At 38.4% G+C, this 16529-nt stretch carries 4 protein-coding genes; 1 reads left to right on the forward strand and 3 read right to left on the reverse strand.

Annotated elements, in window-relative coordinates; all coding sequences use genetic code 11:
• Positions 1–349 precede the first annotated feature (349 nt).
• From A3EM_RS0119590 to A3EM_RS0119600, 3 genes are all read right to left on the reverse strand, one after another.
• On the reverse strand, positions 350–916 hold the full coding sequence (locus A3EM_RS0119590; RefSeq protein ID WP_020529941.1) for a hypothetical protein: 567 nt from the start codon (positions 914–916) through the stop codon (positions 350–352).
• Positions 917–1217: 301 nt separating this feature from the next.
• Complete coding sequence (locus A3EM_RS0119595) at positions 1218–1871, reverse strand: hypothetical protein (protein ID WP_020529942.1); 654 nt, start codon at positions 1869–1871, stop codon at positions 1218–1220.
• A gap of 273 nt (positions 1872–2144) precedes the next feature.
• Positions 2145–6005, reverse strand: coding sequence for a hybrid sensor histidine kinase/response regulator transcription factor (locus tag A3EM_RS0119600; RefSeq protein WP_169513389.1), 3861 nt, complete (start codon positions 6003–6005; stop codon positions 2145–2147).
• 839 nt (positions 6006–6844) lie between these two features.
• Here A3EM_RS0119600 and A3EM_RS43005 point away from each other — a divergent pair.
• A complete protein-coding gene (locus A3EM_RS43005; RefSeq protein WP_083925269.1) occupies positions 6845–16438 on the forward strand; it encodes a CBM96 family carbohydrate-binding protein in 9594 nt (3197 codons plus the stop codon).
• The last annotated feature ends 91 nt before the right edge of the window (positions 16439–16529 follow it).

Consider the following 16529-nt stretch of genomic DNA (forward strand, 5'->3'; position numbering starts at 1 on the left):
TGATAATAATTTTAGAGTTTTTTTGGATAAAATCTGATACAAAGAGGGCTTTCCATATAGATAGTCATTTTTTTCATTATAAGTCTTTTGTCCTGGCTAATTAATGAAATCATCACTTTTTATTTAGATACCCAGATGTTTAAAATAACCAATACTTAAAATTAGATCGGTAGGCTATGCATTGTTATGGGGAAAGTCCTATACTCCCCCCAATTTATTCCATCAGTCCATTTTACCTGGACCAATGGAATTTAAATAATTAAAGGGGTTGATATTATTTTCAAATGCAACAATAGTTTTTCCTAATCCTAATCTGCAAAGTTTAAGGAGCTGCTATCGTTCCTTATTCCTATTTAGGCAGGGATATTTCATTTAAATGAATTTTCCCATCTATCTTAATTATTCCATTTTGAAAATTATTTTTTACAAATGTTAATGTAAAACTCCCTCTGCAATCAGAGTATTGATGAGTACCATTCACAATGTAGGCCTTTATATATTCTTCAGTTCCAGCTTTATTTGACTTTAAATGTCCTCCAAAATCTCCATAGATTTCCTCCCCGGATTCTCCCTTGATTTTAAAAGTTCCTTTATTTATAGTACTACTATTTATTTTACTTGGTCTTTCATTACTACTATCGTTGATAATTTCAATGGATTTTTTGTAGTTGAGTTGGATACTTGCTATTTCCATTAAATTTAAACTTCCAGTACCTGCCAAATCATAAGATAATTCTACAAATTGTTCATTGATTTCCTCAAGGTTTAAATTGGAGGTTAAATTAAATGTACCGAATATTTTTATTCCAGGTTCCTGGGTTGAGGGTATAATTGGGTCTATTGGTTCTACTTCTTTGCAACTGAAAATAATTGAAATAAATAATAGTAGAAAAATGATTTTATTAGGCGTTTTCATGATTTATATGATTTTTGGTTAGAATTCTTCAATAAAAAATATTATTTAAGTTGCTATAAAGGCGGGCTTTATAAGCAGCTAATTTGTGATCTCATTTTCATCAAAAAATGAAGGAATATAGTTTACCTTTTAGATGGTATTTACTATAGGTCTTTTGGACTAAATTTTGAATGAATCCAGCGCTATAGTGTGAAAGCCTAGAATATCTATCCAACTGGAGAGCCTATTGGTGCATTGTTATATTAGAGTCACAAACTTGCCCTCTTACATTTTATAGTCCAATTTGCCAGAGCCAATAGATTTACCTGATTAAAGGAGCTATCACTGTTTTTTGGAGCAATAATAGTTTTTCTTCATGCTTTACTGCACAATTTATGAAACTGGTATAATTGAGGTTACTCGGCAGCTTTACTTCATCTGTGGTACCTCCAAACCAACCTAGGTTTACAACAGGACTATTTTTTTGGGGATAATAAACCATAAAATTACCTTGGTTTTTGTTCTCAATCAGGTTCAAAATACCCACTAAACTATTGGTTCTTATCGGGGCTCCTTTTTTATTTTCCTCAGATCGTAATTCCCATTCATAAACCGGTGTTTTGGACCATTCCAGGTTCATACCACTTTTTTCTTTCTTATATTTCAGGTATCCACCTCCATTTACATAAATGGCAACCTTATCACCACAATTTATCTCCTTTAAACCACCAGATTTATGAAAAATGATATTAGGGAAATCGGTCCTGCCCCATTTCAGGTTGATCCCATAATCTTGACTTTTATATTTTAAGAAAAAATCATTGTAATGGGCTTGTAAATAATACGGTTTCCCACTTACCAAAACTGAATAATCATTATCAATTATTTTCCAGCTTGCCTGGGCAGAAAGTTCTATTGAACCAATAATGGTTAATAGCAGTATGACCATGCCTCTAAGATTTTTTTGAATTTTCATGATACTTAAATTTAGGGTTTTACTTTTGTTTCAGTGTGAGTTATTTATAATGTGGAATAATCATGAAGCTAAGTAAGCCCTTAGACAAACAAATGGCATGTACCATTTATTCAAAAGCTTGGAGTATTTTTTCATTTGATATAATTCATTGATAATCAATTAACTACAAAAATTATTTTAGTCTGCTATTTTTGAATTTGGAATTTGATGGATACTTTTTTGGGGGATTGAATTTTTTATTGTGATCAGGATTCTACTAAAAAGGTACCCATATTATAGTTTGGTTACCTTACTTGGTGCTATGCCGAATTCCTCTTTGAAGGCCTTACTGAACCAGGAAGGATCATTGAAACCAACATCATATGCCACTTCGGACACGGTCCTATCAGGAGAGGTCCTCAAAATATCCCTGCCTTGCTGAAGTCTTATCGAACGCATGAAGATGGCCACAGATTTACCTGTTATAGACTTGATTTTCCTGTACAGTTGAGAATCACTTAGGAACAATGAGGCGGCAAGTTGATTTGGACCAAAATCCTGTTCCCTTATATTTTCATTAATTAAGCTGACAACTTTTCTCAAAAATATTGCTTCAGGATTTTCAGGTTTATTGTCCAACAATTCCCTATATCCTTCATTTTCAAATTTTCTCAGTAACTTTTGTCTTGAGATTATTAACTGTTCGATCCTGGCCACCAGTTCCTCCTTTAAAAAAGGCTTGAGCAAATATGCATCCGCACCATATGAAAAACCAGTTATACGATCTTTATCAGCAGCCTTGGCAGTCAGCATGATGATCGGAATATGGTCGGTTATCTCATGTGATTTTAGCGTCTCACATACTTCAAACCCGTTTTTCCCCGGCATCATTACATCGCATATAATTATGTCAGGCAATGTTTTTAGTGCTAGTTCGATTCCAGCAATGCCATTATTGGCACTGATGACCTGATATCTGGAATAGAGGCATGACTTTAGGTATTGGATAATATCTAAGTTGTCATCAATTAATAGCGCCAAGGGCAATCTATCGTTTATATTTTCAATTTTAAATTGCTCCTCCCTATCTGCTTCGTTTGGCGAAATGGTTTCCACGGCTTTTAAACTATGTACATCTTCAATAACCTCAGCATTATTGGTTATAGGTATCCTGACTATAAAAGTACTTCCTTTTTTAGGTTTACTTTGGACCTCTATTTCCCCTTTCATCAATTTTACAAATTCCTTTACTAGGGAAAGACCAATACCTGTACCCTGATCAGTTTGAGTTTCCAAACCATCCACCTGATAGAACCGGTCGAACAATTTATCTATTTTCCCTTCTGATATCCCTATGCCATTATCTTGGATCTTTAGCTCAAAAAAATCTATCCCTTTTTCGTGTTTTTTATCAATACCTACCCTGATCTTTCCATTATTATTTGTAAACTTAAAAGCATTGGAAAGTAGGTTTGAAACGATAGTGGCCATTTTATCAGCATCAAAATCCATCATTATCTCATTAAGGTTATTATGGACCGATAGCCTGATTTTTTTAGTTTCTGCCAATGATTGGAAACTTTCACTAAGGTATTTTACAAAAGGGATGACATCTGCCTGAACTAACTTCAACTCCATCTTATTGCTTTCCAGTTTAGAAAGATCTAGAAGGTCATTAACCAAATGTAAAAGTTTTTGCCCATTGCGTTTTATCATATTGATAGGCTTGTTGTCCAGGTCGATTTCACTTTCCCTTATGGATTTATTGAGCAGTTCAACCATCCCGATTATCACAGTGAGTGGGGTCCTGAATTCATGGGATATATTAGAGTAGAACCGTGTTCTTGAATCATTGATTTGGACTAACTCTTTGGTTTGCCGATCTAATAATTCATTCTTCTGAATAATCTCCAAGGTACGTTCATTGACTATGCCTTCTAACTTTACATTTTTGCGTCTTAATTCCTTTGAGTACCATTTTACAAAAAAGACTATGAGTGAAACCGCCACAAAAGTATAAATGAGATACATCCACCAAGTACGGTACCATGGGGGAAGTATGGTAAACGAATAAGAATCCACCTTCCCGATTGTACCATAAATATTTTTAGAAATTACCTTAAATGTATAATCCCCTTCATGAATGTTGGTATAGTCTTTTTGGGTTTCCGATGTCCATTCTGACCAATCTTTGTCGAAACTTTCCAGATAGACCTTGTACTCATTTTTGGTTTCATCATCAAAACTTGTTGCTGCATATTCAAAACGGATATCGTTCAAATCGTAGGAAATATTACTTTTGTTCATTTTACCATTCCCCCAATAGATGGTAGAATCCAATCTGATACTTGCCGACCTCACATGTGTATTAAAAGCCAAATCATGGTTACCAGGCAAAGAATGATCATGTCGGATAACTACTCCTTCTCCTCCATACCAAACTATGTCTTTATTCTCAGGATATAATACTACCCCAAGCCTCTTTTGGGTAATTCTTTCATCATGAATTTGTTGAAGTAAATAGGTGCTGTCAGTAATTTTATTAGCCCTAAACATGGTCTTCTTTTCATCACCTTCTTGGATAAATGACTTGAACCAGAGATTGCCTTGAGCATCTTCAGGTTTTAGTGTAATGTTATTAAGGTCAAATAAATTCGCAATTGAATAATCGGGCACAATAGTGTCATTAACCTGGTCATAACTGTATAAAATATCATTTATATTAAAGTAGACCTTATCCTTAATACTTTTCAGAAATAGATATTCAGGTGGTAATTCCTTTCCTGATTTGTAGTGTTTGACATTAATGTTATCAAATCCTTTTGGGTCTTCTAATGATTTTCTATCTATTTTCCAAACACCGCCCACCTGGGGCTCCAACCACAGATTACCAAATTCGTCTTCTCTTATTTTGCGAATATCGTCTTCTAACCCACTGAATTTGTTTTCGATTGACCATATTCCGTTCTTGCGATATAAAGAAGCCAATCCTTCCCTTAATAACCCTACATATATCCTGTTGGTATCGATTTTTGAACGATACAATGCTCCACTTTCAAGATTGAATTGTTGAACCAGCTTATTGTTGGTAAAAACAAACAGCCCGGCTCTTGTTGCCGTAAATATGCTATCATTTATTTTTAAGAAACTTATCCCCATTCTTGAACCAATTCCTGTTATAGAAGGAGGTGAAATATTCTCAAATTTTACTTTAGCAAGTTCCTTTTTCGATTTTAGTATCCCATTGAAATTAGCCAGGTAAACATCTCCTTCCTGAATATGGATGTCATTCACATAACCTTCTATCCCATGCCTTTCGTCATAGATTGAAAAAGGGGAAAACAGTTCTGCTCTTGAGATACCATTGTTAGTAACTGCCCATATCCCATTCTGGAAATCTTTATATACTTTCCAAATATGGTTATCGATCAAACCCATTTCCTCATCGAAATGGTTTATGATGTCTCCTTTCTCGTTCAGGATATAAATACCCTGTCTAATTGTGCTCACGACAATTTTATTAACATCATTGGTAAGCAAACTAGTGGCTGAAGCCTGCTTTAAAATTTTTGAAGTTTCAACATTTAAATTTTTTAATGTGCCATTTTCTGTATAAAAAATCCCTCCTAAATATGTAAGTATAAGGAGTTCATTTTCTCCAAAGGCGACTATATCTGATATATGATGTTCTTTAAAAAATGATGAATCATAGATTGTCTCAAACCCTGAGGGTCCAATTTTTTTTATTTTTGTATTGTTTTCTACAATGTAAATTTCATCTCTAACTGTTTTGCATAGATTTATAATTTCTATGTCTAATTTAAATTCTTCCATTTGACCATCTTTCCAGCCAAAAAGTCCTTTTTCTGTTTTGAAAAAAACACCCGAGTCATTGACTGCTATATCCCAAACATTTCCGATGTTTGAATCCTGAATTTGATTTCTCAATGAAAAATAGTGTAATTCTCCATTTTCGTCTGGCACCAGATAACCCAGGTCATTATACCTCCCTATAAATATTTCGTTGTCATTCCCTATTGCCACAGATCGAACTACTCCCTGATTATTCAGGTTTATGAGACGCCAATCCACACCATCATATTCCAGTAGACCTGCGTTATTTGCCACATATATCAACCCTTTTTTACTTTGCACTATGTCCCAATTCTGACCTGAAAAGTCAAGTTCCTTAGTGTTATAATTTCGAAAATAGGGAGCCCCTTTAGAAGAAATTTGTTGTGCAAATAATATTATAGGTTGAGATATGAAAAACAGAAGAAAAAAGAATTTTATACTTAAGGACAAATTAATGGCTTTTAAGTTTAGAGTTGATAAATTATCACAAGTTTTGCTGCACATCTTGAGTTTTAACTTATTCAAAAGGTAGTCAAAGTAAAATGTTGACTGGTGCTAATATAGCCTTACAGTTTTAGCTCCTTCGGGGGAAATACCCGCTAGCCCCCTTTTTCTTAAAAATAAGGACTATTTCCCAGAATGCCACTCATCTTTTTTGGTTATTTTCTGCCGTAGATTATTCTTTTATATTTCCAACCGATCATATTTTATTAAAGTTAGGCTTTGCACTGTATCCAGCCCACTAAACACTTATTCACAGTGTGTTTTTTGGGGAATATTGTTATTTCAAAGACTAAAAAATGAGTGAATCAGAGCAAATGTATAGTCTGGTGGAGAGGTATGAGGGATGTGGGAAATCGATGCGGGAGTTTTGTGAAGTTCATCATTAAAAATCTGCAAAGTATATTTTATTCAATTATACTCCAACCATCAATTAAAAAGACGAGTTGAAAAGGGGATTGCTCATATAAAAATTTAATTCGCTTTTATTCATTTTACCAATGGAAATCTATAGGATAATCTCTGTAAATTAATTGTCCACTTTGTTTGATTCAATTTTCCTCATTTCTGATATGATTTTACATGTTCAGTTTTTCTGATTACCCCTACCTTTATCTCATTATTAATTAACACAAATTATGAAGATGAAATATTACACACCTTATCCAGGGGAAGTCCCCCTATGGATCTATCCTACCTTTAAACTTTGCTGTGTTTTTTTTCTCCTGATTATTATTGGGAGAAATGCGAATGCACAAACTATTTATTTAGAAAATGGCGAAATGAAATCAACGCCTTACAGTTATCCGGGATTGGATGCTGGGACCAAAGCACAGTTAGATGCTATAAAAAATTTACCAACCACCACGGCTCAGGAGAATTTGTTCTGGAAACAAGTGGGTAAAGAAGTTAATAAACAGGTATCAACCGGGGGCAACTTTGGAGGTCGATTTTTTGAAAATGAAAAGTCGAGTTATCCTAAAGCGATGAGTACCATAATCCATGGTGCTGCCCATAATATTCCTTCTTATGTTACTTCTGGCGCAGACTTCCTAATGGAGCCTGATAATCAGGGAGGTAGTATGGCCTCTTACACAAGACAAGTAGATCTTTATCCAAGCTTTACCTTAAAAGGACAAATTCCTAAATATTTCTATTTTGGGAAATTGAGAGGAGATGTCACGGCATCTTACCTGGAAGATATGCGAAAAGGAATTTTCCTTTGGACGCACAAATATTGGGAGGAAAATGGCAGTACCAACGATCCTGTGCTGCCCACTCCTATTTTAGGCGATCCCATCAATAATAATTATACTGAAAGATCTCCTTTTTACAGGGCAAACCCGGTTTATTCTGGTGCTTCCGGCTGGGGGCCTGATGCTAAAAATTCCTGGGTAGATATTCGGGGAACGGACAACCTGCGATCGATGCGGGAAACTTCCATTTATCTTTTATCCAAAGAAATGGGTTATAATTCTGTAGCCAGTGCAGAATTAAATGGTAAAATTACCAATCATGTAGCTACGCTTTATAATGTAGGTTACAGCGAATGGGAATCCGATACTTATTACCCGCACGTAATTGCGCCCTATCTCAATTTATATGCTTATGCACCAGAGGTAAAAGCCAAAGAATTAGCCAAAGCTGCATTAGACTGGTATCTATTGGCTGGGGCAGCCAAATACTTCAGGGGTTCTCAAATTCCTCCTTCAAAAAGGGTTTATGAAGAGCGATTTGTAAAAGTAGGGTCAAGTGAAGCTGGTCAGGTGGGATTGCGTTTTTTTGGTGGAGTTCCTGATACATATTCTATTCCCGCAAAGGTGTCTGACAAGGATGCTTTTATCTCTTTTCTGAGTGGATATCGTCCTCCTCAGGCTGTATATGGTATTGGTACAAAGGACATGCAGAAACATGTTGAGGTACTGGGTACAAAAAATACTTACGGACAATTTAATGTAAACCAATCAGCTCCTGAAGCCAGAGAATTTGTATATTATGGCGATCATTATATAATGGCAAGTGCTGCTTATTCCGGCTCTAACGGAGATATGGCTGACAATGGGATGTCTCATTTCAGCAGCAGCATTGGCTCTGAAGGATTCCTGGTTTACCGACCAAATGGAGATGGTACAATCAATTTTTCAAAACAATATCGCCATCAGATTGGACAATACAGAAATATCAGAATTCACTTACAACCAGCCTCTCAAAATGCTTTTTATATCCTTACTGCGAGTGAAAGAAGTGGAGTACAAACTCCGGTGGTAGAAACGGATAATGCCGGAAATCAGGTGATGTTTTTTGAATATGAAAATTCCTGGGTTTCAGTAAGATTAGTGAATGGTGTTTATTCCAGTTCCGTAGCGCACGATGAAAGTACCGGTGCGAAATATGGCGGATGGTGGACTACCGATGAAAATGATAATAAGGATGTACATGTACATAAAACAAACAATACTTCGAGTTCGGGCTATGCAGGATTTATTATCGAAATTGGAGAGTTAGGAAGTCGAACCGACCAGTTCCCAAGCTTTTCTGCTTTTAAAACTGATATTAAAAACAGAACGCCTGACTTAAGCAATATTGGAAGTGGAGAGGTTTCACTTTCTACCAAAAGAGGAATTAGTGAAAGTACCGGGGAGTTCGTAAAAATGCAGTTGAACAATTCAAATGATTTTCCAATCCTGTACAGAAACAGCCAGATTCCCTATAACTGGTATGACGATACCCATAATTATGATACATATCGCTCTATTACTCCTCCTCTTGCTCAGTTAGACAATGTTTCGGCAATCAATAGTGGTAGTGGAGTCAGAATAGAAGCAACTGCTTACGATCCGGAACTGGGTCCAATTACCCAGGCATGGAAAAGTGGAAAACTTACAGTCATTTCCGGAGCAGCAGGAACTGCCTCTGGTTATAAGTTTGAATCTTCTATCGATGGAGCTGGAAATGTAACTTCTACGGAAACAGCAATTACATCCGTTGCACAAAGAAGAGGTGAACTGGCAAAGGTAGAAATCTGGGTAGACAATATCCGGATTGCAGATATTACTTCAGGTGCTGATCTGGCTGATTTGGAAAATGGCAGTTTTGTTTACGAATGGCTCAATGCCAAGAACGGAACGAATATGGAGGTGAAATTAAGGGCAGAAGATTTGCAGGGAAATGTAGCCTGGTCGAACATTGGGACGGTAACCGTAACGAATGGTGACAATGTTGCCCCAAATACACCGGCAAATGTAGTGGTCAATCCTATTTCCGCGGAAGAAATTCAACTGGATTGGGATGATAATGGGGCTTCCGATTTCCTTGGATTTAATGTGTACAGAAGTACTACTGAAAACTTCACGATTTCCCCCGGAAACCTGATTGCAGAAAGACTGACGGTAAGTGAGTTCAATGATGCCGGACTGGCTGCAGGGCAACCTTATTTCTATAAAATTACCGCCATAGATGGCGCTTTCAATGAATCTGCTCCTACTGCTTCCATTAGTGGGTCAACCCTTGATCTTACCAGTTTCTTCCTCAGCGAAGATGCCCATGTAGATGCGGGCGCTACAACCACCAATTATGGCAGCAATTCCATCTTACAAATAAAAGGAGGTGGAGGCGCCATCAGAAGGGCATTTATGAAAATTGACCTGTCTACTTTCGATAAAGTTCCGGTGACTGCTGTACTGAGAATGAAAGGCCGAAGAGGTGGAGGGGAAACCAAAGTCATTCCCATTGGGATTATGGAATGTACTGAAAGCTGGTCGGAATCAACCATCACCTGGGACAATGCCCCAAATATCGACACCCGATATGGCGGACCGGTTTTAGCATTGGACACACTAACTACTGACAGTTGGGCCTGGTATGCTTTCGATATTTCCGATCATGTGAAAGCAGCAATACTGGCTGGTCAAACAGAATTGAATCTGGCGATTGGATCGAGAACCTGGAAAAATGGTGTACCCAATGAATTTTATTCCAGTGAAGCAGGTAGCACTAACCGTCCTTATCTTGAAATAGCCCATATCGATGGAGATGATGTTGCTCCGGCAACTGTATCTGGAGTGACTGTGGTGGAAACTACAGGTGTTTCGGCCACTTTACAATGGAATGCTGTTCCTGATGTGGATTTGTATGGTTATTATATTTACCGAAGTACGAGCAGTGGTTTTACGCCCTCTTCCGGAAATTTAATCGCTACCGGAATTACTGATTTGTCTTATACGGATAATGATTTGGCAGGAAATACCACTTATTACTACAAAATCACAGCAAAGGATTTATCGGCCAACGAATCTGTACCTTCTGCGGAAATTGCGGTTTCTACCTTCTCCAGTAACCTGTATACACCTGTTGCTGATGCCTGGGTAGATGCCAATAACCCGGATACCAATTATGGAACGGCTACTTCTCTGGTTCATCGGGCCAATGGAGAACTTTATGAAAGTTATATGCGCTTCGATGTTTCAGATTTCTCTCAGAAGATTATTGAAAACGTAAAACTCAGGGTTTATGCAAGAGTTTCGGAAGGCAATGAGACCATTCCATTTGGTGTTTTCCATTTGCCATACGAGTCTTCCCCCTGGCAGGAAAATTCCATTACCTATAACCTGAGAACGAATGTAAATACCCGAAACACAGGGGAAGCATTAGGCATCATGCAAATAAATGGAGTAGCCTATAAGTGGTATGAGGTTGACATTACCAGTTATGTGCGAAGGGAAATTTTTGCCGGCTCCGGAGCTATTGATCTGATTTTTGGCAATACTGCAATATCGGATAAGCAAGTTCACGTTTCCTCTAAAGAAACAGGAAATGCTGCTGAATTGGTCATTTCCTATACCAATGGCGATGCTACCTCACCTGCTGCTCCAACCGGGCTTTCTGCAACAGCCGGTGCTGATGGAGGCATTGAAATTAGCTGGGATTATGGTTCGGATGCTGATCTGGCGGTATATCGGGTACATCGATCTGCTACCGCAGGTTTTACTCCTGGCGATGCCAACTGGATTCAGAATGTGAATGCAGCCAACACCACTTTTGCCGATTCGGAAATTAACAGTGGTGGAACTTACTATTACCAGATTGCTGCAGTGGATAGTTCGGGAAATGTTTCCGGATATTCTAATGAAGCCAGTGCCACCGCCAATGGAAGTGTATTCCTGGAGGTATTGGAAGATGCCTACATTCACCAATCCAACCCGACTACCAACTATGGGAGTGAGGCCAATCTTTATGTAAAACGCATAGATGGCAGTCATCGGGAAGCTTACATAAAAGTAGCTTTGAGTAGTATTACCAATAGCATTACCAGTGCAAAATTGAGGTATTACGGAAAACTGGGGGATAATACCCAATCCAATATTCCAGCTGGAATTTATGAAGTTTCTGCGACCGGATGGAGTGAAAATAGTTTGACTTTTGAGAATAGTCCAACCAAAGAAGCTAATGAAATTACCAGTACCACCATTATTGATGAAAATTACCAGTGGTATGAGTGGGATATTTCCAATTATATCAAAATTCAGAAAGCACTTGGAAGTGATACTTTGGCTTTTGTAATCGCCAATCTGACTACATCTTCTCCCTTTGCGATATTTAATTCAAGGGAAGCTGCTGACAATACGCCTGAGTTAGAGGTGGTCATTTCCAATCTTCCAACAACGGAAATTCCCCAGTTCAACCTTGTTTCAGGAGATTATATTGGTGATCAGCAAATTACCATCACAGCTGCCGATGCAGATGAGATCAGATATACACTGGATGGCACCGAACCATCTGAATCAAACGGAACAGTTTATTCGGGAAGTATTACACTCAGCAATTCTGTTACCTTAAAAGCAAAGGCTTTTAAAGCCGGACATTTGCCAAGTGCCACCAGAATTGGAGTTTACAATATCACACCACAATCCTGTGCAATTCCAATCAATTTAAAAGTTGAAAATTTAGCCAATAATGGCGCTACTTTAAAATGGTCTTTGAATGCAGGTACTGAAACACCAATTGGATATGAAATCAGTTACCGGGAAGAAGGCACTACCAACTGGACAGTTTTAGGTGCGGGTGGTACACACGATTCTACTTCCATTGAAATTTCAGGCTTACAGGAAACCACCACTTACGAATGGAAAGTAAATGTATTCTGTTCCAATGGTTCGGAATCCTGGGCAACTTCTGGGGAAGTTGACGGACCGGAGTTCACCACTTATACTTCCTGTAATATCATTCCGGTTAATTTAAGTGCTTCCAATTTACTTTCCTGTTCGGCTGAAATCCAATGGGATGCGATTGTCGGAGTAACCAATTATCAAGTGCGTTACAGAAAAGTTGGCACATCTACCTGGAATGATAGAATTGCCGGAAATTCCACTTATAAAATTTATAACCTGGATGCTTCTTCCAATTACGAATGGCAGGTGAGAACCTATTGTGAAGGCACAGAAACCAATTCTGATTATTCTTCTACTGATAATTTTAATACAGGAGCTGCTGGTGATAATTGTATCAGTTTCCCATCGGACAATCCTTTTGCGGTAGTTTATCCTGCGACACCGGGCAATCACTGGACAAATAATTTAGCCTGGAGTAATGTATTTAATGTAGAAGATTATGGTGTAGTGGCTGGTGGAGATATGGCTACCAACGGAAGTTCCAACTTCACTAACATTGTAAATGCAGTAGATGCAGCTAATGCTGCTGGCGGTGGTGTGGTATTCTTCCCATCCGGAACTTATTATATCGATCCGGGAACCAGTGAAGATGGAATTGAACTAAAAGAAGGCGTAATATTGAGAGGAGAAACGCCTGCCATTACGGATGCTACAAATGCTAGTTTTGCACCACCTTCCAGACTGGAATTCCCTGAATATATCTTTAATGATTCGGGAAATGGTACACCAAATAACACTGCTTTTAAAAGAATTTATTCTTTTGATGGTGCTGATAATATCGGAGTCGTTTATCTGGACATTAACCGGGCGCATATTTACTGCTGGGCACCTTTGGAAAATAAACCAGGCTACTCCACCCGACAGCCTGCCACCGAAAAAGAAAATATGATTTTCTTCGGAACAAGGACGAATAATGCAGCAAGACCATTCAGCAATATACCTGAATCTTTCCAACACCAATGGCAAAGGCTACCTAATGCTTATGCCGGAGCCAACATTTCGGCTTTAGGTACAAAAAATATCCTTATTGCCAACAACCGGATGAATGATGCCATAACCGATAACCATACTTTTTCGAGTTACATTATTCAAAATGCCAATAATACAAGCCAGACTTTTTCACTGGAAAATAATGGCACAGATGACAGAAGGGTAAGCTTCCGACACTCTGATCAGTATGGTATTGTAGTAAATAGAAACAAAGGTGATTATGTGTGGGGAGCAACAGAGGATACTGAAATTCTTTCTTTTGTGGAAGGCGTGGAAATTTTAGGTAACTGGATGTTTAAAACAAACAGAGTGGGTATTCATGCCGCTGGAAAAGGAATGGTCATTAAAAATAATGTGATTAATGATCAGGACAATAAATTCAGGTTTGCTTCTTCCAATGGTTATCAGTCGCCCAGAACAGACCAGACCTTTGAAAACAGGGGAATTGACTGGGCAGGACACAATGTGACCATAGAGGGCAATCAGATAGAAGTTTATAATGATTATTTTGAAAACGTTTTTACCGGACAAGAACAACATTCGGTAGATGGGGAAGGAATTCTTTTACAGGAATGTTGTGGAGGTACTACAGTGGATGGTGCTATTATCCGAAACAACGTTTTATCCGGACAAGATCCTATGATTGGAATTTGGAAAGCCGGTGATATCCGAAATGTGGAAATTTCAGGAAATGACCTGGGAGGTGTAGGGATCATTACCGTAATGTCCAATAAAAGTACCGATAATTCTTTTTGGGGGGTATTTGATTTGAATATTTCCAATAACATCAATATCAATACTGGTGGCGGATCTCCTATGACCAGAGGATTGAAAGTAATTGCCAGTAAAGGCGGTAGTAATGTAGTGGTTCAAAACAATGCCGCTGTAAACGGTGGTACGGAATTACTGGTTCCCTGTTTTGCGCAGGTGAGTGGAAATACCAATTTCACCGTACAGGATTGTATTGCTTCACCTTATCCCAAAATCAGTAACTTTTCCCCTGCGACTTCTTGTGAAGGTGGAACGGTGACTTTGAATGGAAGTGGTTTTGAAAATGTGGAAACCGTATTTGTAGGTACTTTACCAGCCAATAATGTTTCGGTAAACAACAGCAATCAGTTGACTTTTGAAGTACCAGTTGGAGCTGTAAACGGTAAAATAAAGATTAAAGTAGCAGGAACCGAAAATCCACAATCTGGTTATACTCCTGCTATCCCTAGCTCAAGTGATGTGAGTACTGCTACTTTAGTGATTGAAGCAGCATGTCCGAAAGAAGATCAGACCATTACTTTTAATAGTCTGGCTGCTAAAACTTTTGGTAATGCAGATTTTGACCTGAATGCAAGTAGTAGTTCCGGATTGCCAATCACTTATAGCAGTTCGGATGAAACAGTAGCCACAATCTCGGGTAATACAGTGACCATTGTAGGCGCAGGAAGTACTGACATTACTGCAAGTCAGCCTGGAAATATCAGTTATAACCCGGCTGCAGATGTTGTTCAGAATTTAGTGGTGAATAAGGCTAGTCAGACCATCACTTTTGATGCAATCTCAGATAAAACTGTTGGGGATCCTGATTTCAACCTGACTGCTTCAGCCAGTTCTGGTCTGGCAGTTACTTTTTCAGTGGTTTCTGGACCTGCAAGTGTTTCCGGAAATACGGTGTCTTTAACAGGAAGTGCAGGAACTGTGACCATCAGAGCAAGTCATGCTGGTGATGATAATTATGAAGCGGCCACTGATGAAGATCAGTCTTTCCAAGTGCAAGAAATTGCTGGAGGAGGTCTGCCTTCTCCATGGTTGAATGCAGACATAGGCAATGTAGCCGCTACAGGAGATGCTTCATATAGCAGTGGTACCTTCACACTAGATGGCTCAGGTAAGGATATTTGGGGAAATACCGATGAATTCCAGTTTGTCTATCAATCCTTAAATGGCGATGGCGAAATTGTTGCTCAGGTCAACAGCCTTACTAATACAAATGCATGGGCAAAAGCCGGAGTAATGATCAGAGAAAGCCTGAATGGCAATTCGAAGCATGCGATGAGTGTAATAACTTCTGCCAATGGCGTGAGTTTCCAAAGAAGAACTGGAACCGGTTCATCGAGTTCAAGTACAAAAATTGCTGGAATTTCCGCTCCGATCTGGGTGAAAATTAACAGGACTGGTAATGTATTCACCTCTTCTTATTCAAATGATGGCAGCAACTGGACAGAGATTGGGAATGTAACCATTAGCATGAGTGCCAATACCTTTGTAGGTTTATGTCTTACATCTCATAATGATGGCACTATTGCCACCGCTACTTATGACAATGTTGCTTTAAACAATAACAGCCAGCCCCAAACCCAGACTTTCAATACCACTGTGAACCAGGAAGTGAATGGTGGTCAATGGAATTCAGTGGGAACATTTTCTATAGATGGAGGTACTCAGGTGAGTGTAACCATTCGCACAGATAACACCAATGGTTATGTAATTGTGGATGCCGTCCAATTAACCAAATCCGGGCAAAGTGATATTATTCTGGATAATTCAGATGCCAGTGGCGTAACTACTACCGGAAGCTGGACCACCAGTTCACATACCAGTGGTTACCATGGAGCAAACTATCTGCATGACGGCAATACAGGCAAAGGGAGTAAAACCATTACCTATACCACCACAGTTCCATCCACTGGAGATTATACTATTTCCCTCCGATGGACCTCTCATTCCAACAGAGCTGATAATGTTCCGGTGGAGATTACCTATACAAGTGGAGGTGGTTCTGGTAGTAGATTTAGTGCCTCTCCAATGATTACCGAACAACTGGAAGACAAACCATATGAACTCACAGTTTTCCCAAATCCTGCCAGCCAGTTTCTGGATTTGCAGATTGATGGTAAAGAAGGAGATTGGAAAGTGAAGATTTTTGATTTGAATGGTAAAATTTACTTGCAGGAAATTGGAAATCAAATGCCTGGTGCATCTACTATAAGATTGGATGTCAGTCAATTTCCAACAGGACTTTATTTGATGGAATTTATTATGGCTGAAGAAAAGCAGATGCAAAAAATTATGATTTTGAAATAGTAATCTAACATTAAAACCTTCAGGGATTTTTTATTCCTGAAGGTTTTACACTACCGAATACCCCTAACACTTTTATATTTTTTATTTTATA

The organism is Flexithrix dorotheae DSM 6795 (genome assembly GCF_000379765.1).
GTDB lineage: Bacteria > Bacteroidota > Bacteroidia > Cytophagales > Flammeovirgaceae > Flexithrix > Flexithrix dorotheae.